Genomic DNA, 26,897 nt, shown 5'->3' with positions numbered 1-26,897 from the left:
ACAATTGGATTCTCTTTCAATCATTACAGAAAAGATATGCTTACAATACAAAAACTAAGGAATTTTCTATAATTGCTCCTAAAGCTTTTATTTTTAAAGCTTATAAAACTTCAGATGGAATTTTTTTTCAAACTAACGAAGGTTTGTTTGAAATAGAAAAAGGAAAAAGTAAACTTTTTTTAAATGATCCAATTGTAAAAGATAATAAAATTATTAATCTTATAGAATCAAATGAAGGCTTGCTATTTGTAACTCAGATGCAAGGAATTTTTTCCTATAAAAATGGTCAATTAAACAGATATTTAACAAATGTTGATAATGAACTAAAACAAAGTAGTATATACAATTCTGAAGTTTTAAACGATGGAAGTTTTACTTTAGGAACAATTTCAAACGGAATATTTATATTAGATGATAGAGGGCAATTAAAATACAAAATAACCCAAAAGGATGGATTAAGCAATAACACCGTGCTATCATTATTTGAAGATGTGGATAAAAATTTATGGATTGGTTTAGATAATGGAATTAATTGTATCAATTTACAATCGCCAATAAAAAGTTACACTGATAATACTGGTGTGATTGGAACAGTCTATACATCTGCTATTCAGAATGATAAATTATATATTGGAACTAATCAAGGGTTGTTTTATAAATCAATAAATTCTAATTCAGATTTCACCTTTATTCAAGGTACGAAAGGCCAAGTATGGTCTTTGTTTCTTCATAACGGAACACTTTTTTGTGGTCATGATTCTGGAACTTTTGTTGTAAAAAACAATAGTGCTTCATTAATATATAATCAATCAGGAACTTGGAAATTCGAATCTTTGCCTAACAATAGAAATATTATTCTTCAAGGTAATTACTTAGGTATTTCTGTATTAGAGTTTCAAAATGAACAATGGGTTTTTAAAAATAAAATCAAAGGTTTTGATTATTCTTCAAAATATTTTGAAATTTTTAAAAATAATATTTATGTAAGTCATGAGTATAAAGGAATTTACAGATTTGATGTTAATAAGGAATTATCATTGGCTTCTAATTTATTTGAATATAAAAAACCTCTTAAAGGTAAAAATGCCAGTTTAATTAAATTCAATAATCAAATTTATTATGCTTCAAGAGAAGGAGTTTTTAAATTGAATTCAATAAACAAAAAGTTTGAAAAGGATTCATTATTAAGCAGTGTTTTTGAAAAAGACGAATATGTAACTGGTAAAATGGTTGTAGATCAATCAAATAATTTGTGGTTTTTTACAAAGAATTACATTCATTATTTTTCATCAAGTAAAATGACACAAGATTTAAAGAAAAATAGCTTGCCTATTCCTTCTTCTCTAACAAATTCAATGCCTGGATATGAAAATATTAATCAAATTAGTGATGAAACTTTTTTAATAGGAACTACAGATGGTTATTATGTTCTTAAAAACAAAGAAGTAAAATTTACCAATTATAAAGTATCGATTACCGGAGTTTTAAGTAATGTTTTAAATAAAAAAGCTGTTAATTATTCAATTAATGAGGAAGGTAGTTTTAATTATGATGAAAATAATATAATCTTTAATTTCACTATTCCAGAATATGACAAATATATAAATGCAGAATATCAATTTAAATTAGAAGGAATTCAAAACGAATGGAGCGAATGGAACTCAAAAACTAATGCGGTTTTCAAAAATTTACCTTCTGGGGATTATGTATTTAGTGTTCGTGCAAAGGTTACTAATTCAATTACAAAGAATATTGCGAGTTATTCATTTACAATCAAAAAAGCATGGTACTTAAGTAATGTAGCGCTATTGTTTTATTTTATATTATTTCTAATAATAGTCTTTTACATCAATAAAGTATATTATAATTTTCACGAAAAAAAGCATGAAAAAATTATTGCAGAAAACAATCTTCTACTCGAATTAAAAGAATTAGAAAGTGCTCAAGAAATAATGAAAATTAAAAATGAGCAATTGAGCCTTACTGTAGACAAGAAAAACAAAGAATTAGCTGTTTCTACTATGAATTTAATTAAGAAAACAGAACTACTAAACATCATAAAAGAGGATTTAAAAAGTTCAACGGAAGATTCATCTAATAGAAGTATAAAATCTATTATTTCTACTATTACAAGAAATGTAAAAGAAGAAGATACCTGGAATGTTTTTAAAGAAGCATTTGATAATGCCGACAAGGATTTTATCAAGAAAGTAAAAGAGCTTCACCCTAGTTTAACTCCAAATGATTTAAGACTTTGCGCCTACTTAAGACTTAATTTATCTTCAAAAGAAATAGCTCCTTTAATCAATATTTCTGTAAGAAGTGTAGAGATTAAACGATATCGTTTGCGAAAAAAAATGGATTTAACGCACGAACAAGGATTAGTTGAATATATTTTGTCAGTTTAGCCTATACAATATTTACTTTTCACCTATACAAGAGTACAACATTACCGATTTTTAAGCTAAAAAACCCTTTTTAATATTTAAATTAGTTGAATCTTAATTTATTGTTAATAAAGGATCTTTTATGAATTTATGATATAAAAACAATGCATTTATTGTAATGTATGTTTTTTGTTGTAGTTAATTTTAATTTTTTTACAATTATTAGATTAATTTTAAAATTCAATAATATAAAAAAATGGAGTCATCGTTTCTGAGTTTACTATTTTGATGATTTTCAAAATTTTATAAATGAAATTGTAACTTTTTCAAACAAATTAAATTTTTACTTTAAACTTTAAACACAAGTATATCAAATGAGAAAAATTATTTTTTTACTAATCATCGGATGTTTTTCATCTACAATTTATGCTCAAGCGGATAATGTAGCTGTAGTAAATAATTCTGATGGAATGAAATTAGTTGTAAATGGAAAAAATCTAATGATTAATGGTATGAATTGGGATTATACACCAATTGGTACTAATTACTCTTACAGTTTATGGACTCAATCAGATGAAGTTATTAAAGCAGCTCTTGACGATGAAATGAGTTTGTTAAAAAACATGGGTGTAAATACAATTCGTCAATACACTGGAGTACAACCAAAATGGATTACTTATATTTATGATAAGTATGGTATTTATACAATGCTTAATCACTCATTTGGTAGATATGGTTTAACGATTAATGGTACTTGGACACCAAACACAAATTATTCTAATGCTGCAACAAGAGAACTATTGCTTAAGGAAACTAAAGAAATGGTTGAAGAGTACAAAAACACCAGAGGTTTATTATTATTCCTTTTAGGAAATGAAAATAACTACGGATTATTTTGGGATGGAGCAGAAACAGAAGATATTCCTTTAGAAGATAGAAAGTCAACTGTAAGGGCTAAAGATATGTATGTGCTTTTCAATGAAGCAGTTGTTGAAATGAAAAAAGCAGACAAAAATCATCCAATGGCAATATGTAATGGTGATTTATTGTTTTTAGATATTATTGTAGAGGAGTGTAAAGATATCGATATTTTAGGAACAAATATGTATAGAGGTGTTTCTTTCGGAAATGCTTTTGATGAAGTGAAAAATAAATTAAAAAAACCAATTTTATTTACTGAATTTGGTGCAGATGCTTTTAACGCAATTGATAATGCTGAAGATCAAAAATCACAAGCTTATTACATGGTTAATAACTGGAAAGAAATATATGAAAATGCTTCTGGCTTAGGTAAAGCTAATAACTCATTAGGTGGATTTACATTTCAGTTTAGTGATGGTTGGTGGAAATTCGGACAAACTAAAAATCTTGATGTTCATGATAATAATGCTTCATGGTCAAATGGTGGATATCAATCTGATTATAAAGTTGGTGAAAATAACATGAACGAAGAATGGTTCGGAATTTGCGCAAAAGGCCCAACTAATGCAAGAGGTTTATATACTTTATATCCTCGTGCTGCATATTATGCCTTAAAAGAAGCACATTATTTAAATCCTTATGATAATGGAACTACTTTAGAGAGTGTTGACAGACATTTTAGTAATATACAATTAATGGATGCTGTGTTAAGAGCAAGAGGTGATAAAGCCGCTTTAGGTGGAAATGATTCAGATATTTTAAAAATTAGTAACCTAAGAGCAGAATTTACAACATTTAATACAGGAGGAAGTTTAATTACAACTCCAGATGTTGCTGATCCAGACAATACAACTTATCCAAACAAACTTGGATTTGATCATATGCAATCTTACTACATTGGCGTAGAAGGAAATCCAGCACCAAATATGAAAGCCAATGTGAATGTTAATATTCTTGGTCATGTTGCTGAAAATCCAATCAATGAAATTTTCTATGAAAATAGAGGTAGACCTATAACGGTTAATACAGATAATGGAAATGTAACATTAAATGATGTTAATAGAGTTCAAGTTTATAATGCAACATATTCTTGGAATGCAAAAGACTTTGAATTAAGAGGTTTTTATAGATCTGGACATTATCATTGGGGTTATGAAGGAGATTTCTTTGCTTTATATTCAGAAGCTAATTACGGTCCCAATTTAGATATCTATAATGGAGAAACTTTGGGTTTTGAAATTGATGGAAAAAGAAGTTTAAACGGTTTAAAAGCTGCTTTTGGTCCACAACTTTGGTGGGGAGCAAATCCAGCTTATTTATTAAAATATCAAAGAAAATTAGGAGTTTTTGATGCCGCAATTGTTTATCATGAAGATATCTCAAAAGCATCTGCAGCACTAACATCTATTGCAATTCCTCTTCCTAAAACTCGTAGAGCTACAATAGCTTTTAAAACTAAAATTTCTGATTTTGGATTTGAATTTGGGGGTATTTGGGGTGGTCAACCTTTAAATGGTAGAACTTTTCAATACGCTACTGGTGAAACAGGAAACTATACAGTTTATGATGATGTAGTAAAAGCTAAAGATAACTGGGGAGGAAAAGCAAAAATAACGTTCTCCAATGGAGCATTCAATGTTTATACTCAAGCAGCTGTAATGGGGCTAGTAGCAAATGGAGGTGCTGATAATACACAAACATTTACAGGATGGAGATTAAAAGATAGTGGAAGTGGAAATCAAGCTAATTTCTTAGCTGGTTTAACGTATGGTATAGGGAATTTTCAAATCGCTCCAAATTTCTTATGGCAAAAACCTTTATTGGATGCAATGCCTAATGATGTAAATGCACCAGGAAGGTTGAGAAACATTCAAGATGATCCATTTATAGTTAGAGCAAATAGAGAAACAGTTGGTGGTGAATTACTTTTTACTTATGATCCAACTCCAGGAACATGGTTTTATGAATGGGACAATGATAGAGCTGAAGATGCAAAATTTGCTTTTAGTAATGATTTTGTTTTCCGTCATTTGCCTACAACGCAAGATGCAGCTATTGGTTTTTTAAGTAATCGTTCTTCTTTTGCCTTTGCAAATTCTGCACCTGCACACGATTTATGGGAAAACAACACTCGTATAGTTTCTAAAGTTAGTCCAGAATTAGGTTTAATAGCAAACTTCTATTTTGGAAATGCACAAGCTAATGGTAGTGATACTAGATTAATCGAAAGATTTGGTGGTGATATTAGAGTAATTTATAAAAAAGTTAAAGTGGTTACTTCATTAAAAATTAACGATTGGGGTCCTTATGATTATCATAGAGATTTTAACTTGACTTATCCGGTACAGTCTTCAATAGATATTTCAACTTCAGTGGGAAAACCAGATTGGTTTATTTTACCAGACACAAAAATAGGAATTATGGGAATTTGGAGATCTCTTGATCAATATTCACCAAGATATTCTCCAAACTTAGCCGCTTCAGAATTTGCCACTTCGCCTACTATTAGTCCAGTTGGTTTTGGTAATGGTTCGGAATGGGAAATAAGAACATACATTCATATCAATATTGGGAAATAATAAAAAAAATTGAAAAAATGAAAAATAGTAAAATTAATTATTTAAAAAATGCTTTTCTTTTAGTATTAGTTCTCTTGACTAATATTAATTGTGAAAGAGATTTATCAGAGGATGCAACTTTGTCAACATTTTCCAAAACAGGTGAAATATTTACAGATTCTCCTGTAGGAATGGGAAGTAATTTTTACTTTCCTTACGGAGGTTCAAAGGCAACAGCTTGGTCTGTGGATAATGAAGTTAGTTATAAAGGTACCTCTTCAATGCGATTTGATATTCCTAATGCAAATGATCCAGAAGGAAACTATGCAGGAGCTATTTTTAGAATTGATGGCGCAGGAAGAGATTTAACAGGTTATGATGCACTTACATTTTGGGCTAAATCTTCTCAAGGAGTAAATATTGCAGAATTCGGGTTTGGTGAAGACTTTTTTCCAAATAAATATATAGCTACAATTACAAACGTGAGTGTAGGTACTATTTGGACAAAATATATTATTCCAATTCCAGATGCTTCTAAATTATTAGAAGAACGTGGAATGTTTAGATACGCTGCTGGAACTCAAGAGACAGGAGGTTTTGGATACACACTTTGGATTGATGAACTTAAATTTGAAAAATTAAATACCATAGGACAGTTACGTCCAAAAATTTTAAACGGAAATACACAAAGTATTACTTCTGTTATAGGTGGTAGTACTACACTAAATGGTTATAGCGCAACTTTTAACTTACCTACAGGTCAAGATGTTACAGTGATTTCTTCTCCATCTTATTTTAATTTTTCATCAAGTGCTACATCTGTGGCAACAGTAAATGAAACGGGTACTGTTTCTGTTGTAGGATCAGGTAACGCTGCTATAACAGCAACTTTAGCTGGTGTAGAAGCAGTAGGAGTTTTAAATGTCGAATCTATTGGTGCTTTTGTTTCGGCTCCAACACCAACTGAAAATGCAAATCAAGTTATTTCTATCTTTAGTGATGCTTACACAAATCAACCTGTTGACTTTTTAACAAGTAATTACCAACCTTACCAGACAACAACTTCTAGTCATTTTGAAGTAAATGGAGATAATGTATTAAATTATTTGAATTATAATTTTGTAGGTATTGAATTTAATCAAAATGTTCCAACTATTAATGCTTCATTAATGTCAACTTTACATTTTGATTTATTTATTCCTGGAAATTTTCCAACGGGTTCTTCAATCAGGCTTAAATTAAGAAATTTAGGTGCTAACGGATTGGTTGATAATGATTTTAATGGAAACCCAACAGGAGATGATACTGAAATAAGCTACGTAGTTGCAGCACCAGCTTTAGTGTCAGGTAATTGGATTAGTATTGATTTTAATATTACAGGTTTAACCAATAGAACTCAATTAGGTCAAATAGTTTTAGACTCAGTGACTGGAGTTGCACCTTCTGCATTTTTTGTAGACAATATTTACTTTTATAATGATGGAAGTATTATACCAAGTTCACCAACAGTTGCAGCACCTTCTCCAACTGTGCCTGCTGTAAATGTTATTTCACTTTTTAGCAATCAATATACTAATGTACCCGTTGATACCTGGAAAACATCTTGGTCAGTAGCAACATTTGCAGATGTTATAATTGCTGGAAATGCTACAAAAGAATATTCAAACTTAGATTTTGTAGGTATTGAAACAGTTAACAATCAAATAGATGCTTCTGGTATGACTCATGTTCATATTGATGTTTGGTCACCAAATTTCACTTCTTTTTCTTTAAAACTTGTAGACTTTGGAGCTAATGCAGCGTTTGGCGGAGGTGATGATACAGAACACCAAGTGAACTTTACAGCTCCATCACAAGGTCAGTGGATTAGCTATGACATCCCTTTAAGTAATTTCACAGGATTAACTTCTAAGCAACATTTAGCTCAGTACATACTTGTGGCTCAACCTTCAGGTTCTGCAAAAGTTTATATAGACAATCTGTATTTTCATAATTAGTAAGTTTTTTTAATTTAAACAATAAAAATGGAAAATAAAAAATATAACTTTTTTAGAAATAGTTTAATCCTAGGATTAATTATGCTAATTAACATAAATTGTGAAAGGGATTTGTCTGATGATGCTGTTAAAACTGGCTTTTCGACAACAGCTGAAGTTTTTATTGATGGTTTTAGCAGTGGACTAGAATATTACCCATATGAAAATTCAAAATTTGATGCTTTTACTGTTGATTGTGAAACAAAATACTCTGGTTCTTCATCTATGCGTTTTGACGTTCCCAATTTTGGTGATCCAGAAGGAGCATTTGCTGGAGCAATATTTAGAGATGATAACGGAGGAAGAGATTTAACACAATATAATGCCTTAACGTTTTGGGCAAAGGGTACTAAAGCTGGGAAAATTAATGAAATAGGTTATGGTCAAGATTTTGGAGAAAATAAATATGAAGTAAGCATACAAAACCTTCACCTAACAACCAATTGGAAAAAATATATTATTCCAATTCCAGATGCTTCAAAATTAACCCAGGAAAGAGGAATGTTTTGGTATGCAGAAGGACCAGAAGATGAAGATGGATATACATTTTGGATTGATGAATTAAAATTTGAAAAACTAGGAACTATTGCTCAAGGGCAAGTATCTATTTTAAATGGGAATAATCAAACAGTAACTTCTTATGTTGGTGTGAATTCTATAATTGATGGTATTACTGCAACATTTAATTTAACAAATGGTAGCAATCAAACAATCTCAATTAGTCCATCTTATTTGCAATTTAATTCTTCAAATACAGCTGTTGCTGCCGTAGATTCTTCTGGTTCTATAACTTCTTTAAGTGCAGGAACAGCTGTGATAAATGCAACTTTCGGAGGAGCTTCTGTGACTGGAAGTTTAACGGTAAATTGTGTTGGTGCATTTGTTCACGCTCCAACTCCTACAAAAAGTCAAGCAAATGTAATTTCACTTTTTTCAGATGTTTATTCAAATGTTCCTGTAAATTATTATAATGGTTATTGGCAACCTTGGCAAACTACTGTTTCAAATGATTTTTCTGTGCAAGGAGATAATATATTAAATTATACAATATTTAATTTTGTTGGGATAGAATATAGTAGTCCAACAATTGATGCAAATTTAATGACTCATGTTCATTTAGATGTATTTATCCCTGGATCAATTGAACCTGGAAGACAATTAAGAGTTCTAGTTGTAGATTTTGGTGCAGATGGTGTGTTTGGAGGTGGCGATGATACAAGACATTCTACAACTTTCACCGCTCCAACTTTGGTATCTCAAAATTGGATATCAATAGATATTCCTTTTTCTGCAATGCCTAATTTAGCTAGTAGATCACATCTTGCTCAGCTTATTTTAGAAGGTGGAGATGGTTCGTTAATTTATGTAGATAATATTTATTATTATAATTGATTCTAATCCAAGTACTAATAAAACTTTTTAAAAAATAAAAAATGAATAAATATATTAAAAATAGTAGCAGATATTTTTTTCTTTTTGGCGCATTTTCTTTGTTGCTAAGTTGTTCTGCAGATGAAAAACAAACTGTGACAACTTTAAATCAATTAGTTCTACAAGATGATTTTGAAATTGATGGTGCACCCGACAGTGCTTTATGGAATTATGATATTGGAAAAGGACCTGGAGGAGATGGCTGGGGTAACAACGAGCTTCAATATTATACTGACAGACCAGAAAATATTGTTGTAGAAAATGGGATGTTAAAAATAACAGCCATTCAAGAATTATATATGGGTTCTGGTTTTACATCGGCAAGAATTACTACAAAGGGTAAATTTGAACAACAATATGGTCGTTTTGAAGCTAGAATGAAATTGCCTTCTGGTAAAGGTTTATGGCCAGCCTTTTGGATGTTAGGAAACAACATAGATACTTCTAGTTGGCCGCAATGTGGTGAAATTGATATTATGGAAAACAGAGGAAGTCAGCCTTTAACTGTTTCTGGAGCACTTCATGGACCAGGTTATTCAGGAGGTACAGCAATAACAAAATCGTATAGTTTTACAAATAGTAGAGTTGATACTGATTTTCATATATATGGTGTAGAATGGGGACCAAATTATGTGAATTTTTACATAGATAATGTTTTATACAATCAAATTACTCCAGAGGATGCAACTGGAGAATGGGTTTTTAATTCCAATCCATTTTACATGCTTCTTAATCTTGCAGTTGGTGGAAACTTTGATGGTTCACCAAATAGTAATACTGCTTTTCCACAACAAATGTTAATAGATTACGTAAGAGTATACCAATAAAAAAAATATTTAATTAGAAATTTAAAATATTTAAATCAGGCTTTTTTTAATGCTTGACTAAGATTTTTATGTTAAATATTAAAATAATAAAATAGAATTCTTTAAAAAAAATCATGACTAATAGCCAAACCATAAGTATCGAAAATGAAAAAGAAAATAAAAAGGTATCTATGGATGTCATTTTATTAGAAGGTGAAAAATATTATAAAATAGCCAACAACGATGCTATGCGTCCTTTTTTTATGAGTATTGTAAGTGATTCCAATCACTGGATGTTTATTTCTAGTAATGGAGGATTAACAGCTGGTAGAAAAAATGCCGAATTTGCACTTTTTCCTTATTACACTGATGATAAGATTACAGAATCTTATGATTTAACAGGAAGTAAATCTATTTTTCAAATTCATTTTAATAATGAAATTCATGTTTGGGAACCTTTTTCAGAACGATTCTCCGTTAATAAATACGCAATTTCTCGAAATTTATACAAAAACCTTTACGGGAATAAAGTGATTTTTGAAGAAGTAAATCACGATTTAGAAATCACTTATCGTTATCAATGGAATTCAAGTAATAAATATGGTTTTGTTAGAAAGTCTGAATTAATCAATCATTCTGAAAACAACTACCAAATAGAATTAATTGACGGAATTCAAAACATTATGCCTTATGGTGTAAGTAGTGATTTGCAAAATGCAGCTAGTAACTTAGTTGATGCCTATAAAAGAAGTCAATTACATCAAAAAAGTGGTTTAGGAATTTTTGCTTTAAGTGCAATTATCGTAGATAAAGCAGAACCAAGTGAAGCCTTAAAGTCTAATGTTGTTTGGTCTTTAGGATTACATAATCCGAACCATTTAGTTTCATCTTTGCAGCTTTCAAACTTCAGAAATAAACTAAAAGTTACTCCAGAAAATGATGTTAAAGGTGAAAAAGGAGCTTATTTTTTAAATACTGAAATCACTTTAAAAGAGCATTCAAAACAAGAATGGACGATTGTAGCCAATGTAAATCAAGATCATTCTGATGTGGCTCAAATTATAAATACAATTCAAACCGAAAAAAATACCCAAGAATTAATTAATCAAGATATTGAATTGGGGACTAAAAAATTAATTGCTCTAAATGCTTCATCAGATGCTTTGCAATTAACCAACGATAATTTAAGAGATACGCGTCATTTTGCCAATACATTATTCAATATTATGCGTGGTGGAATTTTCGATTTCAATTACCAAATAGAAAAACAAGATTTTCTTAAATATATTGAGAAAGGAAACAAATTGGTTTTTCAAAAAACAGAAAAAAACTTAAATAATTTACCAGAATTATTTTCGCTAGAAACTTTAAAAGAATTTGCTTCTAAACAAAATAATTCAGATTTTGAACGATTGAGTTTAGAATATTTACCCCTAAAATTTAGTAGAAGACACGGTGATCCAAGTCGTCCATGGAATAAATTTTCTATCAATACACAAAGTGAAATTGATGGTTCAAAAATTTTAGATTACGAAGGAAATTGGAGAGATATTTTTCAAAATTGGGAAGCTTTAGCACATTCTTTTCCTGAGTTTATAGAAAATATGATTCATAAATTCTTAAATGCAACCACTTTTGATGGTTATAATCCTTATCGTGTTACCAAAGATGGTTTTGATTGGGAAACTATTGAAGAAGATAATCCTTGGTCATATATTGGATATTGGGGTGATCATCAAATTATTTATTTGTTGAAGTTTTTAGAAATTATTGAAAAGCACCAACCCAAAAAATTAGAAGCCTATTTTAATAAAGATATTTTCGTGTATGCTAATGTACCTTACGTTATCAAATCATATGAAGATATTCTAAAACATCCAAAAGACACAATTGCGTTTAACCATAAATTAGACGAACAAATTCGTGAGGAAAGAACCAAAATAGGTGCTGATGGTGCTTTATTGAAAGACACAAAAGGAGATATTTATAAAGTCAATTTTATTGAGAAAATGTTGGCCACGGTTTTGGCTAAGATGTCAAACTTTATTCCTGAAGGTGGAATTTGGTTAAATACACAAAGACCTGAATGGAACGATGCTAACAATGCTTTAGTTGGAAATGGTGTTTCAATGGTAACTTTATATTACTTGAGAAGATTCTTAAATTATTTTCAAAATTTAGTTGAAAACTCGGAAGTCGAACAAATAAAAATATCTAATGAAATGGTAGAATTTTATCATGCTATTAGAGAAAATTTAATAAAATTTGAACCATTATTAGAAGAAAAATTCAATGATTCAGATAGAAAAATGATTTTAGATGCTCTTGGAAAAGCAGCTTCAGAATATCGCAATCAAGTCTATCAAAATGGGTTTTGGGGAAATAAAAGAACCCATTCCATGGCTGGTTTAAAACGATTTATTAAAGTAAGTTTGAAATTTATTGACCATTCTATTGAAGCAAATAAAAGGACAGATAATCTGTATCATGCTTATAATTTGATGACAGTTGAAAATGATAAAGAAGTTTCAATTTCTTATTTAAGCGAAATGTTAGAAGGTCAGGTTGCTGTTTTAAGTTCAGGCTATTTGGCTTCAAAAGAAGCTTTAAAAGTTCTTGATGGATTAAAAAATAGTAAACTATTTAGAAAAGACCAATACAGTTATATTCTTTATCCAAATAAAGAATTACCAAAGTTTATAGAGAAAAACAACATTCCTAAAGAAGCGATTTCAAAATCTGAGTTACTTTCAGCATTAGTTGCCAATAACAATACACAAATTATTGAAAAAGACTGTTTTGGAGAATATCATTTTAACGGAAATTTCAAAAATGCAGCTGATTTAGAAAAAGCATTAGCATCATTAGCGAAAACTTCTTTTGCGACACAAGCTGAAAAAGATAAAAAACAAGTTTTACAAGCTTTTGAAGATGTTTTTAATCACAAATCATTCACGGGTCGTTCTGGAACTTTTTATGGTTATGAAGGTTTAGGTTCAATTTATTGGCACATGGTTTCTAAATTACAATTAGCGGTTCAAGAATGTTGCTTAAAAGCAGTAGAAGAGAACGAATCTGCAGAAGTTATAGGAAGATTGTTAGAGCATTATTACGAAATTAATGAAGGAATTGGTGTGCATAAATCACCAGCTTTATACGGAGCATTTCCAACCGATCCATATTCACATACACCAGCAGGAAAAGGAGCACAACAGCCAGGAATGACAGGTCAAGTAAAAGAAGATATTTTAAGCCGATTTGGAGAACTTGGTGTCTTTGTAAAAAATGGAAACCTATATTTCAATCCATGTTTATTGCGTAAAGATGAGTTCCTTTCAGAAACTAAAACATTTAATTATGTGGATTTGAATTTCAATCCAAAAACTATTGAAATAGAATCAAATTCGCTTTGTTTTACGTATTGTCAAATTCCGGTTATTTATAAAATATCCAACCAAAAAAGTATAGAAGTTGTCTACAATGACACCACAAATAAAAAGTTTGTTTCTTTAATTCTAGATGATAAAACAAGCAAACAAGTTTTTGAAAGAACAAATGAAATAGATCATATTGTTGTAAACGTCATAGAAAACGAATTAAAATAATAAAATGAATAGTAACTCTTTATTACATCTGAAATTAGGAATTAAATCTATTGCTCTACTAGCAATGCTTTTGATTGTAATTTCATGTAAAAAAGTGACTAAGATTAATAATGCCCCAAAAACTAAAGAAGTGACCGCAAAAGACATATTAGGAAATCCAAACTACTTAGCCATATGTTATGGAGGTTATCGAAAGAATAGTAGAGAAATTCAACCAACTATAGCACAATTAAAAGAAGATTTACTGATTTTAGCTGCCATGAATATAAAGGTTGTTCGTACTTATAATGTTCATTTAGCTCATGCTTCAAATGTTTTAAAAGCAATTGCTGAGTTAAAAAAAGAAAATCCTGATTTCGAAATGTACGTAATGTTAGGTGCATGGATTGACTGCCAAAATGCATGGACAGATTTAGAAAAAAATCATGAGGTAGAAAGCGCAAGAAATGCTATCGAAATTGATGAAGCTGTCAGATTAGCTAATAAATACCCAGAAATTGTAAAAATTATCGCTGTTGGAAATGAAGCAATGGTCAAATGGGCAGAAGAATATTTTGTGCAACCTAATGTAATTTTAAAATGGGTAAATCATTTACAAAAGCTTAAAAAAGACAATAAATTATCAAAGGATTTGTGGATTACTTGTTCGGATGATTTTGCCTCTTGGGGTGGATTAGACGATACTTATAAAGTCAAAGATTTAGAAGATTTAGTTAAAGCTGTAGATTATGTTTCTATGCATACGTATCCTTTTCATAATACACATTATAATCCTGAATTTTGGAAAATACCAAATCATCAAGGCAACTTACCAAAAAAAGATTTAACGGATGCAGCAATGAACAGAGCCGTATTATTTGCTAAAAACCAATACAATGCTGTTCAAAATTATGTAAGAAGTATTAGTCCTAACAAACCAATTCATATTGGAGAAACAGGTTGGGCCTCAAGTTCTGATGGGTTTTATGGAAATGAAGGTTCTAAAGCTTCAGACGAATATAAACAAGCCTATTATTATAATGCCATGAGAGAATGGACCAACAAAGAACGAATTTCTTGTTTTTTCTTTGAAGCATTTGATGAACCATGGAAAGATAGTGGAAATCCTTTAGGATCTGAAAATTATTTCGGAGTTTTTACTGTGGATGGAAAAGCAAAATATGCCTTATGGAAATATGTTGATGAAAAAGCTTTTGAAAAATTACAACGAAATGGAAAATTAATAGCTAAAACGTTTAATGGTAATAACGAAAAGTTAATGAAGACGATTTTAACTCCACCTAGACATTAAGATTATGAAACTTATTAACCACTTATTTTTCACCCTTTTAATTTTGACAATGATCAATTGTGATAAAAAAAATGATGCTTTACAAGTAGAGGTTTATGAAACTTCTGAATCAGGAAATGCTTTAACCAAAGTGACAGAATTTTCAAATGAAAAAGAAGTGGCTAAGATAAGTATAAACCCAGATGAAAAGTTTCAAACTATTACTGGTTTTGGAGGCTCTTTTACAGAAGCTTCGGCTACACTGCTCAATCGTTTGAGTGAGGAAAACCGTAAAAAAGTGTTAGAAGCTTATTTTAGTGAAGAAGGTTCTAATTATTCGCTAACTAGAACTCATATAGCTTCTTGTGATTTTTCATTAAGCAATTATACGTATGCTAAGGTCACTGATGATATGACATTAGAGCATTTTACCATTGAAGATGATAAAGAGGATCTTATTCCAATGATTTTAGAAGCAAAAGCTATCTCAAAGGATGGTTTCAAAATAATTGCTTCACCTTGGACTTGTCCACCTTGGATGAAAGACAATAAAAATTATGTGGGTGGAAAATTATTACCCGAATATAATGATGTTTTTGCTTTATATTTTTCAAAATATTTAACGGCTTACAAAAAAGAAGGAATAGATATTTGGGGAATTACAGTAATCAACGAACCTCACGGAAATGGAAATAATTGGGAAAGCACTCATTTTTCTCCAAAAGAAATGACTGATTTTGTTCAAAACCATTTAGGTCCAAAATTAGAAAAAGATGGAAAAGGAGATATTAAAATTTTAGGTTACGATCAAAATAGAGCTGGACTAAAAGAATGGGTTGACGAAATGTATAGAGATGAAAAAGCATCAAAATATTTTGCAGGAACAGCTGTTCATTGGTATGAAAGTACTTATGAAGTTTTCCCTGAAGATTTACAATATGCACATAATAAAGTGTCAAACAAATACCTTATTCAAACTGAAGCATGTGTAGATTCAGAAATCCCACATTGGAAAGATGATGCTTGGTACTGGAAAAAAGAGGCTACCGATTGGGGTTGGGATTGGGCAAGCGAAAAAGATAAATACTTACATCCAAAATACGCTCCTGTAAATCGTTATGCTAATGATATCATAGGCTGCTTAAATAATCAAGTAGATGGTTGGATTGATTGGAACATGGTTTTGGACAAACAAGGTGGACCAAATTGGTTTAAAAACTGGTGTGTGGCTCCAGTACTTGTTGATCCAGAAAAAGATGAAGTGTATTTTACCCCCTTGTATTATACTTTAGCTCACTTTAGTAAATTCATGCGACCTGGTGCAGTAAAAATTGGTTGCGAAATCGATAACAAAGCGCTGAAATCAACTGCAGTGAAAAATCCTGATGGGTCTATAGCAGTAGTTGTTTTTAATCCTACAGACAGCAATTATAGTATAGAATTAAATGTAAACAATAAAAAGGCTACAATAGCTATTCCTGCAAAAGCATTGCAAACAGTAATTATTAAATAAAAATCAAAATATGACACAAGTCAAACTATCTAATATAGAAAAAGTACCAATGCTTCAAAAAGCAGCTTTTGGTTCTGGACATTTAGTTAATAATTTATTACCAGGAGCATTAGGTGTGTTTTCATTTTTCTTGATAACTGCTTTTGGAATCGAACCTGCTATTGCTGGATTATTAGCTGCAATACCAAGATTTTTTGATGCCTTATCTGATCCAATTATGGGTTTTATTACAGATAATACATCATCAAAATGGGGAAGAAGAAGACCATACATATTTGTTGGAGCTATATTATCTGCAATTCTGTTTGTAATACAATGGCAAATGTTTGAAGAAAATGGATCTGCTTATAATTTTTGGTATTTCTTATCATTTTCAATTCTATTCATTTTTGCTAATACCATTTTTTCAACACCACTTATTGGAATGGGTTATGAAATGACTTCCGATACCAAAGAAAGAACAAGATTAATGGGAATTGCTAATATGGTAGGACAAATCTCTTGGATGATTGTTCCTTTGTTTTGGGTATTAATTGCCAATAAAGATTTGTTTGCTACTCAAGCAGATGGTGTTCGAACTTTATCACTTTATGTAGGTTTTGCTTGTTTAATTTTTGGTATTTTGCCAGCTTTATTCTGTAGAGAGATAGATGTTTCTGATGATGACAGTAAAGCAAAAATAACCTTTAAAAATTTAGCAGGTAATCTTAAAATATTAATACAAAACATTAAAAACATGACTAAAAACATGCCTTTTATGCGTTTGTGTGGAGCAACATTTTTAGTATTCAATGGTTTTCAGATGGTGGCTTCTTTTAGTTATTTTATTATTGTCTTTTATATGTATAATGGAAGTTATGAAATGGCTGGAACTGTACCTGCTATATTTTCTATTTTGGGAGCTTTCGTAACTGCAGTTATAATAATTCCAATAGTTTCTTGGATGGCAAATAAATATGGAAAAAGGAATGCGTTTATCATTTCAACATTTATTTCAATAATTGGGTATATACTAAAATGGTGGGGTTTTGTTGTGGTAGACGAAAATACAGCTGTGCTTTTTAATGATGTAATATTACAAGTAGGTGTCGTTAAGTTTTCTTTAGAAATGCCAATTATATTATTATTACCCATTCCTTTTATGGCGTTTGGATTAGGAGGATTATTTACGTTGATGATGAGTATGACGGCAGATGTTTGTGATTTAGATGAATTAAGAAATGGTTTGCCAAGAAGAGAAGGAACATTTGGAGCCGTTTATTGGTGGATGGTGAAAATTGGGCAGTCTATAGCCTTAGCATTAGGTGGATTAGTTTTAACAATAGTAGGGTTTGATGCTGGTAACTCAGTTCAAAGTTTAGAAACCATGAATGACTTAAGAGTTGCGGATATAATAATACCATCTGTAACAGCTGGATTGGCTGTCTGGATAATGTGGAATTATAGCCTTAATGAAGACAGAGTAAGTAAAATCAAAAAAGAATTAGAAGAAAGAAGAGCTGAAAAACAGAGAAAATTAAATATTCAATAAGATGTCATTTAGAAAAGATTATTTTAATTACGCGGAATCCATTGATTATAACAATACTGATTACACAAATGGTTTTGATTTTACTGAGCAATCTTCAGAAGAAATTAAGAATCATTTTGTAGAAGTTTTAGATGCTGGAATACACGGAATATGTTTCAGCTTATATGAAGATGGGCAAAAACCTGGTGATATCATTTCAGAAGAACAAGTAAGAAGAAGAATGAAAATCATTGCTCCCTACACAAAATGGGTACGCTCTTTTTCTTGTACGGAAGGAAATGAATTTATTCCTAAAATTGCCAAAGAAATGGGGATTAAAACCCTCGTTGGAGCTTGGTTAGGACATGATCCAGTAGTAAACGAAAAAGAAATTGAAGGTTTAATAGAATTAGCTAACGAAGGTTTTGTCGATATAGCCGCTGTTGGTAACGAAGTTATGTATCGAAAAGATTTATCGGAAGACGAATTATTGGATTTTATTGCAAGAGTTAAAAAAGAAATTCCATCAGATATTCCTGTCGGATATGTAGATGCTTATTATGAATTCACCATAAAGCCAAGAATAACTGAAGCTTGTGACGTCATATTAACCAATTGTTATCCTTATTGGGAAGGTTGCGAAATGGATTATTCTTTGGCACATATGAAGAGTATGTTTTATCAAGCTTTAGAGGCTGGAAAAGGCAAAAAAATAATCATTACTGAAACAGGTTGGCCCAGTAAAGGGGAAAGTTTTAAAGGTTCACATCCTTCAGAAGAAAATGCCATGAAATATTTTATCAACTCTCAACTTTGGTCTAGAGAAGCAAATATAGATATTTTCTATTTTTCTTCTTTTGATGAATCATGGAAAACGGGTCCAGAAGGAGAAGTTGGAGCACATTGGGGTGTTTGGGATAAAAACGAAAATTTAAAATATACAGATGAATAATATAAAAAACACAGTAGTATTATTTCTATTTACAACTTTATGTTTTGCTCAGGTTGATGTGACTTATAACGATTTGGTATGGTCGGATGAGTTTTCTACTAATGGAGCCGTTAATTCAAGCAATTGGTTTCATCAAACTCAGATTCCTTCAGGAGGAAATTGGTATAATGGAGAACAACAACATTATACAAATCAATTGTCAAATTCTTTTGTAGACGCAGGTTTTCTTAATATAGTTGCAAAAAAAGAGACATTCACAGATCAAGGATATACAAAACAATACACTTCGGCACGATTAAATTCTAAGTTTGCTTTTTTATATGGAAGAATAGATGTACGTGCAAAAATTCCAGTTGCTCAAGGTACATGGCCTGCAATTTGGACGCTAGGGAAAAATATAAATGAAGATGGTGGTTTTTTTGATGCCCTTTACGGTACTACCAATTGGCCAGCTTGTGGAGAAATTGATATCATGGAATATGGAATCACTCCATCACAACCTACAAATTATATTCAAAGTGCTCTTCATACACCTTCTTCTTTCGGAAATACAACAAATATAGGAGGAACAATTGCTCCTAATTTAGGAAATGACTTTCATGTTTATTCTATGAATTGGTCACCTTATCAAATTAGTTTTTTGATAGATAACGTCATTTTTTACACTTATAATCCTGCAGTTAAAAATGCAAGTAATTGGCCTTTTAATGCAGAACAATATATGCTTTTAAATATTGCAATGGGAGGAGTTGCAGGATCAATACCTTCAAGTTTTACGCAAAGTACGATGGAAATTGATTACGTTAGAGTTTATCAAAACACATTAGTTGATAATCAAGCGCCAACTAATTTTACGGCTTCAATTGGAGCAGTTACAAGTTCTTCAGTAGAATTACTTCTAAATGCTGACGATAATTCTGGAACAGTTGTTTACACTATTACTTATGGTAGCGAAACATTTACATTTGCCAATGCGTCTGGTGTTCAAAAGTCAGTTGTTATACCAAATTTACAGTCTAACACAAGTTATAGTTTTTCTGTATCAGCAAGTGATATAGCCAATAATAATTTTATAAATAATCCTATAAGCCTTACAGCTACAACTTTAGGAACAACGGCTTGTGCTGGATCAGATACTGAAGCACAACAAGGTTCATTTTCGTTGGGATATAATTACGCTTTTGAAACTCTTGGAAGCAATGTAAAAGTGACTTTTGAAATGTTAGATACAGATAAAGTAGGTGTTGTAGCTTATTTATGGAGACAAAGCCCATTTATGGAAACACAAATGACAAATGTTTCTGGAAATACTTTTACAAATACTATTACAGGTTTATCTTCTGGACAAACAATTAGTTATGCAGTTAAATTCGCCTATATGGGAGGTTTGTCTGTAACAAAATATTTTACTTATGTAGTCGGAGATAATTGTGCATTAGGACAAGCAACTTTAAATAAATTAGATGTATTTAGTTTTTTAAATCCAGTAACAGATTATTTAACGGTTTCTTCAATTGATTCTATTGATAAATTGGAAATATATAATTTAGCTGGCAATTTAGTGATGCAAGTATCACCAGACAGTAATAAAATTGATGTAAAACAACTTTCTAAAGGAATTTATTTATTAGCCGTTTATTCAGAAAACAGAAAAATAATTAAAAAAATAATTGTTAACTAAAATAGTTACTGAGCAATTTTTATAGTTTAAAGTTTGTTCCTTTTTACAACAATAACACTTATTTTTATTCAAAAAAGTATATTTTTATTACTTTTTTGAATAAAAGTTTGAGTTATATTTGGATTTTAAGAAAAATTTATGTTACATTTGGAGCATAAATAATCCAAATATTGATTAGCCTATAGCGAAAAAATACTTTTTAAAATTACATAACCCCAATTTAAAAGGTATTATTATGGCTAATAATCAACTCCCTGACGCAATTTTAGTGCAACAGTATGTCGCAGGAAATGAACAAGCCCTGTCACAATTAATCATCAGACATCAATCAAGAATTTACGGTTTCATTTATTCTAAATTAAATGATCGTGACTTATGCGATGATGTTTTTCAAGATACTTTTATAAAAGTAATCAAGACTCTTAAAACAAAATCATATAACGAAGAAGGTAAATTCCTTCCTTGGGTAATTCGTATTGCTCATAATCTTATTGTTGATCATTATCGTAAAAACAAGAAAATGCCAATGACAAGAGAAACAGAAACTTATTCTATTTTCGAGTTTATCAAAGACAACTCTTCCACTATTGAAGGACAAATGATAACGGAACAAGTAGAGGTAGATCTAAAAAGATTAATTGAAGAATTACCTAACGACCAAAAAGAAGTTTTGGTAATGCGTATGTATGAAGATTTAAGTTTCAAAGAAATTTCAGAACAAACAGGTGTTAGTATAAATACTGCTCTCGGAAGAATGCGTTATGCTCTTATGAATTTAAGAAAATTAATAGAGAAAAATCAGATTGTTTTAACAAATTAGAATTTGTTTAGTTATGTTTTATACTTTAAGGGTCATTCTGATATTCTCAAAATGGCTCTTTTATTTTGTGAAATAAATAATTTTAACATTTATACAATATTTATTTTTCATTTTCGTTATAGTATAAACAAACAAATATTTATGGCAAAAATTTACTCTAAAGAAAAATTAGCGTCTTCAAAAATGTTACCTAAAAAAGAAACTATTCAATTGATTTTAAGTTATTCAGCAGCATTCAATGTTGTTAAAGTCGGAAAAATCAATTTTGAATTTGTAGCTAATTAAAGAAAAATCCTGATAGAAAATGTCAGGATTTTTTTGTTTTAGAATCTATTTCAATTTCTTATAGTATTCGTTTAAAACTGATTTTCTTCCAATTGTTTTCGTAATAATATCGTTCTCCAAATTCCAACCACGAGCTTGAGAATATTCTCTTCCATACCAAATAATTTGTAAATGCAATTCATTCCATAATTCTTTTGGAAATATAGCTTTGGCATCTTTTTCAGTTTGAACTACGTTTTTTCCATTCGTTAAATTCCAACGATACATTAATCTGTGAATATGTGTGTCTACAGGAAAAGCTGGAACTCCAAAAGCTTGACTCATAACAACACTTGCTGTTTTATGACCCACGGCAGGCAATTCTTCTAAATATTCAAAACTCTGAGGCACTTCACCATTATGTTTGTCAATCAAAATATGTGATAAACCATAAATTCCTTTAGATTTCATTGGCGATAAACCACACGGACGAATTATTTCTTTAATTTCTTCCACAGACATTTTTATCATATCATACGGATTATCTGCTTTTGCAAATAGAATAGGAGTTATCTGATTCACACGTACATCTGTGCATTGAGCAGACAACAAAACAGCAATCAAAAGCGTGTAAGGATCTTTATGGTCTAATGGAATCGGAATTTCAGGATATAAGTCATTTAACGTATTTATAACAAAAGTTGCTCGCTCTTTCTTGGTCATTTTTGTAAATTTGAAATGTAAAATTAAACAATTGCAAGCTCAAGTACAATCAATAAACCATAAATTACATAAATATGACAACTTTAAAAAATGGAGATAAAGCACCGAACTTTTCAGGTTTAGACCAAAACGGAAACAAACATGAATTAGCTGATTATGAAGGAAAAAAATTAGTAGTTTTCTTTTATCCAAAGGCAAGTACACCTGGTTGTACAGCTGAAGCATGTGATTTAAGAGATAACTTCAATAAATTTGAAACTCAAAATTATGCTTTATTAGGAGTAAGTGCAGATAGTGCTAAAGCACAAATAAAATTCATAGAAAAATATGATTTACCTTTTCCACTAATTGCTGATGAAGATAAAAGTGTTATCAACGCATTTGGAGTTTGGGGACCAAAAAAATTCATGGGTAAAGAATATGATGGTATTCACAGAACTACTTTTATAATTGACGAAAAAGGTATTATTGAAGAAGTTATTGAAAAAGTAAAAACTAAAGAACATGCTTCGCAGATTTTAGGTTAGTATTTTAAATACAAAATCCTCATTTAAATTTATAAATAAGGATTTTGTATATTTTAATTTTCTAACTTTACTTTTTAACTTCACAATGTTCTAAGAAGCCAAATAAATTATCTTTCTTAATCAATTCTGGCACACCTTCTGGAACATTATCTTCCCAACCAGATTCATTAGCACAAATTTGTTTTAATACTTCTCTTGAGAATATTTTTAAGTTATTCTTTTCATAATTTTCTATATCAACTACTTTTCCATTGTAAGCAAAGAATTTATATAATTCTTTCATACGTGGATGTACTTTTAGGTTTTGAGAATTAATTATTTCGCCATCTTCTCCTTCCATTGGATATAAATAAACTTTTAAATCCCTATAAAATAGTTTTCCAAAGGCTTCCAAAATTCCACCACTCAAATGACGGTAATATTTTTCATCAAAGATATCTACTAGGTTATTTACACCCATAGCTAATCCCATACGAGCTTTAGTAAAAGTAGAGAAATACTCAACAACTTTATAATACTCTTGAAAATTCGAGATCATTACGGTTTGCCCTAATGAACAAAGCAATTCAGCTCTATCCATGAAGTCACGTTCGTCAATTTCTCCTTCAGAACGTAAATTAGATAATGTAATCTCAAAAATTACATATGTATTGTCTTTATCAACTTTGTTTTCCTGTACAAACATTTCTAGCGAACGTTTGTACATATTCATGTTTACTTTAGTAACAGGTCTAAAACTTCCTCTTAAAGCAAGAATATTTTTTTTGTATAAAACTGCAGCTGGAAGTATGTTTTTTCCTTCTGGATTAAACATTACGGCATCAGTCATTCCGTTTTTAACCAATTGCAAACTCATTAATCGATTGTCAACATTTTCAAAACGCGGTCCAGAAAAGTTAATAGAATCAATTTCTAATTGGTCTTTATCTAAATGGTCATATAAATAACGTAATAATTTTTTAGGATCATTGTATTTATAAAAAGCACCATAAATTAAGTTTACTCCTAAAGTGCCAAGTGTTTCTTGTTGTAATTTAGCATCAGTTTCTTTAAAACGAATGTGTAAAATAATCTCGTTATAAGCTTCGTTTGGCTCTACTTGATAATTAATTCCAACCCAACCGTGCCCTTTGAATTTTTTTGCAAAATCAATTGTTGCAACTGTATTTGCATAACTAAAAAATAACTTATTTGGATGTGTTTCACGATTTAATCGTTGTTCCATAAGATCTGTTTCATGGGCCAGCATTTTACGCAAACGACTTTCCGTTACATATCTACCATCTTCTTCATCACCATAAATAGCATCACTAAAGTCTTTGTCATAAGCAGACATTGCTTTAGCAATTGTTCCCGATGAACCACCTGCTCTAAAAAAATGACGAACAGTTTCTTGTCCAGCACCAATTTCAGCAAAAGTTCCATAAATATGTTCGTTCAGATTTATACGCAAAGCCTTGTCTTTTAACGAAGGTATTTGCTCTATCTCTTTGTCTCCTCTTAATTTAATTTCAGTCACAATTGTTTTTTTTATTGTAAAACGTTTTACAAAGGTACTTATTATATAAATTTTTTTTAGTTATTTTTACATAAAAATAACAAATTGAAGATCTATTTTTTAGGAACAGGAACATCACAAGGAATTCCAGTAATTGGAAGCAATCATTCCGTATGTTTAAGTACAGATAGTAAAGATAAAAGATTGCGAGTGTCTGTTTGGATACAAGAGGAAGATTTTTCAGTTGTAATTGATTGTGGACCCGATTTTAGGCAACAAATGTTAACTTCAAAATGCACACAAATTGATGCCCTTTTATTCACTCATGAGCATGCAGATCACACAGCTGGTTTAGATGATATTCGACCATTTTTTTTTCGACAAGGAAATATTCCCGTTTATGCACATGAACGTGTTTTGAATAATTTATCAAAAAGATTTGATTATATTTTCAATGATGAAAATAAATATCCTGGTGCACCTTCTGTGTTAAAAAATGTGGTTTTGGAAAATCAAAATTTTCAAATTAAAAATAAAACTATTGTTCCCATAAATGCTATGCACGGAAATTTGCAGGTTTTTGGATATAAAATGGATGATTTTGTCTATTTGACGGACATTAAAACCATAGAAAAAGTTGAAATCGAAAAAATAATTGGAGTCAAAGTTTTAGTAATTAATGCATTAAGAGAAGAAGAGCATAATACACATTTTAATTTAAAAGAAGCTTTAGATTTTATACATTTGGTCCAACCAAAAAAAGCTTATTTAACACACATAAGTCATTTGTTAGGTTTTCATGAAGAAGTGCAACAAAGGTTGCCAGAAAACGTTTATTTAGCTTATGACAATTTAGAAATAAAAATATAATAAATTTATAGTTATGAAGAATACGATTTTATACTTATTCATTTTTTCTTTGTTGATTAATATATTTCAATATGTTAATTCTAATAAGATTTTGGATGCCAAAGAGAAGCAGATTGTGAATTCAAAAAAATATTTAAAAATTTCTCGTGATTCATTAAAATTGCTTTCAGAAAACAATTCATTTGATTTAAAAAATAATGAAAATGCACAAGAATATTTTTATAATAAAGGTATGGATTATACTAAAATCATTGAAAGAGTTAATAACGATATCAATGCTTTAAATGCAAACAAAGCAGGAAATCCATTAATTCCGTATGATATGATTGACGGAAAACCTTTCTTGGTAAGTAGAATTAAAATGGTCAATCATAGATGGGTTATTGCCGAATTTTCTAATGGAAAAATTTGGGGAGAAGTACTTTTAAAATATTTTATTGTAGGCGATAAACCAACTGAATTTGAAACGATTGATACCGTTTTGTTTGAAGCTACTTTATAAAATAAATAATATATAAAATAAATTTACTAAATTTAGCATTCAATTATTAGACCATGAAAAAGTTTATGCTTTTCTGTTTATTGTTTACCTTCTTGACTTCTTGCGATTATGTATTGAAGAAAAAGGAAATTAATACTATGGTTAAAATTGATTCAGTACCAGAATTAGGTATTGCTATTGAAAAAGATAAAAACGGTTGTATAAAAGAAGCTGGTTATAAATGGTCAATTATTAAAGATAATTGTATTCGAATTTCAGATGAGGGTTATCGACTAAATCCAATTGATGATTTAGGTAATCTAGAACCCTCAAAAAGTGCTTATGTACTCTTAAATGATGATAAATTAAAAGCTGAAGTTTTTTTACAAGATTTACCCAAATCTATTTATTTTTCAAGAAAATCTAAAAGCGAAGATTTCTTGAAAAATAACTACAAACTTTCAATACAAACGGGTTATACTTTATCAGTGAATGATTCTATTATTTATAGAGCTGCCGAAACCGCAATAAAAGCAGTTGTAGGTTCAGATGTTGAAGAAAAATAATTACTTCTTTAACAACCAATCTTTAAAATCATAAAAATTTTGTGGTGATACGCCATGACCAATAGGATATTCTTTGTAAACCACATCTATTCCTAAATTTTCTAAAGTAGGTTTCGTCTTTCTTGCCCAATCAATCGGAATTACTTGGTCTACGATTCCGTGAGAAACAAAGAATTTTACTTTTGAAACATTATTTTTCAAATAATCTTCAGTTGCAATTTCCGTATTCAAATAACCACTTAATGCAGCAACTTTATTGATTTTTTCAGGATAAGTTAAAGCTATAGCGGAACTCAAAATTGCACCTTGACTAAAGCCAAATAGAGAAACTTTATCAGCATCAATATCATATTTTGCTATACATTCGTCTATAAACTCAACAATCAAATCACGTGAATTTCTAGCTTGATCTAAATCAGAAAACTTATTTTCATCAGCATCAAAATTTATGGCATACCAAGCGTAACTTCCATACATC

20 protein-coding genes are annotated in these 26,897 nt (G+C 30.2%); 17 read left to right on the top strand and 3 right to left on the bottom strand.

Going from position 1 to position 26,897, the window contains the following annotated elements:
• The 13 genes from AACZ53_RS05720 to AACZ53_RS05660 form a co-directional block, all read left to right on the top strand.
• The coding region (locus tag AACZ53_RS05720) for a triple tyrosine motif-containing protein (RefSeq protein WP_339835663.1) at nucleotides 1-2,408 on the top strand (2,408 nt) is incomplete at its 5' end.
• Nucleotides 2,409-2,761: 353 nt separating this feature from the next.
• Nucleotides 2,762-5,887, top strand: a complete 3,126-nt coding sequence (locus AACZ53_RS05715; protein WP_339835660.1) for a glycoside hydrolase family 2 TIM barrel-domain containing protein — start codon at nucleotides 2,762-2,764, stop codon at nucleotides 5,885-5,887.
• Between the two features lie 17 nt (nucleotides 5,888-5,904).
• Nucleotides 5,905-7,863, top strand: a complete 1,959-nt coding sequence (locus AACZ53_RS05710) for an Ig-like domain-containing protein (RefSeq protein ID WP_339835657.1) — start codon at nucleotides 5,905-5,907, stop codon at nucleotides 7,861-7,863.
• 27 nt (nucleotides 7,864-7,890) lie between these two features.
• A complete protein-coding gene (locus AACZ53_RS05705; protein WP_339835655.1) occupies nucleotides 7,891-9,294 on the top strand; it encodes a glycosyl hydrolase family 16 in 1,404 nt (467 codons plus the stop codon).
• A 41-nt stretch (nucleotides 9,295-9,335) separates the two neighbouring features.
• Nucleotides 9,336-10,160, top strand: a complete 825-nt coding sequence (locus AACZ53_RS05700; protein ID WP_339835652.1) for a glycoside hydrolase family 16 protein — start codon at nucleotides 9,336-9,338, stop codon at nucleotides 10,158-10,160.
• 113 nt (nucleotides 10,161-10,273) lie between these two features.
• Complete coding sequence (locus AACZ53_RS05695) at nucleotides 10,274-13,744, top strand: hypothetical protein (protein WP_339835650.1); 3,471 nt, start codon at nucleotides 10,274-10,276, stop codon at nucleotides 13,742-13,744.
• Between the two features lie 4 nt (nucleotides 13,745-13,748).
• Nucleotides 13,749-15,035, top strand: a complete 1,287-nt coding sequence (locus tag AACZ53_RS05690) for a glycosyl hydrolase family 17 protein (RefSeq protein WP_339835647.1) — start codon at nucleotides 13,749-13,751, stop codon at nucleotides 15,033-15,035.
• A 4-nt stretch (nucleotides 15,036-15,039) separates the two neighbouring features.
• Nucleotides 15,040-16,527: a glycoside hydrolase family 30 protein gene (locus AACZ53_RS05685; RefSeq protein WP_339835645.1), complete on the top strand. Its 1,488-nt coding sequence runs from the start codon at nucleotides 15,040-15,042 to the stop codon at nucleotides 16,525-16,527.
• 10 nt (nucleotides 16,528-16,537) lie between these two features.
• Nucleotides 16,538-18,058 carry an MFS transporter gene (locus tag AACZ53_RS05680; protein WP_339835642.1) on the top strand — a complete coding sequence of 507 codons (1,521 nt, stop codon included), beginning with the start codon at nucleotides 16,538-16,540 and terminating at the stop codon, nucleotides 18,056-18,058.
• A 1-nt stretch (nucleotide 18,059) separates the two neighbouring features.
• A complete protein-coding gene (locus AACZ53_RS05675) occupies nucleotides 18,060-18,989 on the top strand; it encodes a glycosyl hydrolase family 17 protein (protein WP_339835639.1) in 930 nt (309 codons plus the stop codon).
• Complete coding sequence (locus AACZ53_RS05670; protein WP_339835638.1) at nucleotides 18,982-20,670, top strand: family 16 glycosylhydrolase; 1,689 nt, start codon at nucleotides 18,982-18,984, stop codon at nucleotides 20,668-20,670. Before AACZ53_RS05675 ends, AACZ53_RS05670 begins: the two co-directional genes overlap by 8 nt.
• Before the next feature lie 235 nt (nucleotides 20,671-20,905).
• A complete protein-coding gene (locus AACZ53_RS05665) occupies nucleotides 20,906-21,490 on the top strand; it encodes a sigma-70 family RNA polymerase sigma factor (RefSeq protein WP_339835635.1) in 585 nt (194 codons plus the stop codon).
• A 141-nt stretch (nucleotides 21,491-21,631) separates the two neighbouring features.
• The gene (locus tag AACZ53_RS05660; protein ID WP_339835633.1) at nucleotides 21,632-21,775 is read left to right on the top strand and encodes a hypothetical protein; all 144 of its coding nucleotides are present in this window, start codon (nucleotides 21,632-21,634) and stop codon (nucleotides 21,773-21,775) included.
• Nucleotides 21,776-21,820: 45 nt separating this feature from the next.
• On the opposite strand, the gene nth is transcribed toward AACZ53_RS05660, so the two are convergent.
• Nucleotides 21,821-22,477: an endonuclease III gene (gene nth, locus AACZ53_RS05655; protein WP_339835630.1), complete on the bottom strand. Its 657-nt coding sequence runs from the start codon at nucleotides 22,475-22,477 to the stop codon at nucleotides 21,821-21,823.
• A gap of 74 nt (nucleotides 22,478-22,551) precedes the next feature.
• Between nth and bcp the strand changes: the two genes are divergently transcribed.
• The gene (gene bcp / locus AACZ53_RS05650) at nucleotides 22,552-23,004 is read left to right on the top strand and encodes a thioredoxin-dependent thiol peroxidase (protein ID WP_339835628.1); all 453 of its coding nucleotides are present in this window, start codon (nucleotides 22,552-22,554) and stop codon (nucleotides 23,002-23,004) included.
• A gap of 67 nt (nucleotides 23,005-23,071) precedes the next feature.
• Here the strand turns inward: bcp and AACZ53_RS05645 are convergent, their stop codons facing one another.
• Entirely contained in the window at nucleotides 23,072-24,526 is a 1,455-nt protein-coding gene (locus AACZ53_RS05645; RefSeq protein WP_339835666.1) for a TonB-dependent receptor, read from the bottom strand.
• 81 nt (nucleotides 24,527-24,607) lie between these two features.
• On the opposite strand from AACZ53_RS05645, the gene AACZ53_RS05640 reads away from it, so the two are divergent.
• The 3 genes from AACZ53_RS05640 to AACZ53_RS05630 are packed head-to-tail and all read left to right on the top strand — an operon-like array spanning nucleotide 24,608 to nucleotide 26,419.
• A complete protein-coding gene (locus tag AACZ53_RS05640) occupies nucleotides 24,608-25,372 on the top strand; it encodes an MBL fold metallo-hydrolase (RefSeq protein ID WP_339835626.1) in 765 nt (254 codons plus the stop codon).
• A 13-nt stretch (nucleotides 25,373-25,385) separates the two neighbouring features.
• Complete coding sequence (locus tag AACZ53_RS05635) at nucleotides 25,386-25,874, top strand: hydrolase (protein ID WP_339835625.1); 489 nt, start codon at nucleotides 25,386-25,388, stop codon at nucleotides 25,872-25,874.
• Between the two features lie 53 nt (nucleotides 25,875-25,927).
• Nucleotides 25,928-26,419, top strand: coding sequence for a hypothetical protein (locus AACZ53_RS05630; protein WP_339835624.1), 492 nt, complete (start codon nucleotides 25,928-25,930; stop codon nucleotides 26,417-26,419).
• Here the strand turns inward: AACZ53_RS05630 and AACZ53_RS05625 are convergent.
• A partial coding sequence (locus tag AACZ53_RS05625; protein ID WP_339835620.1) for an alpha/beta hydrolase-fold protein occupies nucleotides 26,420-26,897 on the bottom strand: 478 nt, incomplete at its 5' end. It abuts the gene before it with no gap.

This window comes from uncultured Flavobacterium sp. (genome assembly GCF_963975005.1).
Lineage (GTDB): Bacteria > Bacteroidota > Bacteroidia > Flavobacteriales > Flavobacteriaceae > Flavobacterium.
Note: the sequence above shows the minus strand (reverse complement) of the source record. Positions and strands in the feature narration are given on the sequence as shown.

Excerpts from the sequence above, each read along its gene's own strand:
- AACZ53_RS05715 (WP_339835660.1), top strand. The coding sequence starts at position 2,762 with ATGAGAAAAATTATTTTTTTACTAATCATCGGATGTTTTTCATCTACA.
- AACZ53_RS05710 (WP_339835657.1), top strand. The coding sequence starts at position 5,905 with ATGAAAAATAGTAAAATTAATTATTTAAAAAATGCTTTTCTTTTAGTA.
- AACZ53_RS05705 (WP_339835655.1), top strand. The coding sequence starts at position 7,891 with ATGGAAAATAAAAAATATAACTTTTTTAGAAATAGTTTAATCCTAGGA.
- AACZ53_RS05700 (WP_339835652.1), top strand. The coding sequence starts at position 9,336 with ATGAATAAATATATTAAAAATAGTAGCAGATATTTTTTTCTTTTTGGC.
- AACZ53_RS05695 (WP_339835650.1), top strand. The coding sequence starts at position 10,274 with ATGACTAATAGCCAAACCATAAGTATCGAAAATGAAAAAGAAAATAAA.
- AACZ53_RS05690 (WP_339835647.1), top strand. The coding sequence starts at position 13,749 with ATGAATAGTAACTCTTTATTACATCTGAAATTAGGAATTAAATCTATT.
- AACZ53_RS05685 (WP_339835645.1), top strand. The coding sequence starts at position 15,040 with ATGAAACTTATTAACCACTTATTTTTCACCCTTTTAATTTTGACAATG.
- AACZ53_RS05680 (WP_339835642.1), top strand. The coding sequence starts at position 16,538 with ATGACACAAGTCAAACTATCTAATATAGAAAAAGTACCAATGCTTCAA.
- AACZ53_RS05675 (WP_339835639.1), top strand. The coding sequence starts at position 18,060 with ATGTCATTTAGAAAAGATTATTTTAATTACGCGGAATCCATTGATTAT.
- AACZ53_RS05670 (WP_339835638.1), top strand. The coding sequence starts at position 18,982 with ATGAATAATATAAAAAACACAGTAGTATTATTTCTATTTACAACTTTA.
- AACZ53_RS05665 (WP_339835635.1), top strand. The coding sequence starts at position 20,906 with ATGGCTAATAATCAACTCCCTGACGCAATTTTAGTGCAACAGTATGTC.
- AACZ53_RS05660 (WP_339835633.1), top strand. The coding sequence starts at position 21,632 with ATGGCAAAAATTTACTCTAAAGAAAAATTAGCGTCTTCAAAAATGTTA.
- nth (WP_339835630.1), bottom strand. The coding sequence starts at position 22,477 with ATGACCAAGAAAGAGCGAGCAACTTTTGTTATAAATACGTTAAATGAC.
- bcp (WP_339835628.1), top strand. The coding sequence starts at position 22,552 with ATGACAACTTTAAAAAATGGAGATAAAGCACCGAACTTTTCAGGTTTA.
- AACZ53_RS05635 (WP_339835625.1), top strand. The coding sequence starts at position 25,386 with ATGAAGAATACGATTTTATACTTATTCATTTTTTCTTTGTTGATTAAT.
- AACZ53_RS05630 (WP_339835624.1), top strand. The coding sequence starts at position 25,928 with ATGAAAAAGTTTATGCTTTTCTGTTTATTGTTTACCTTCTTGACTTCT.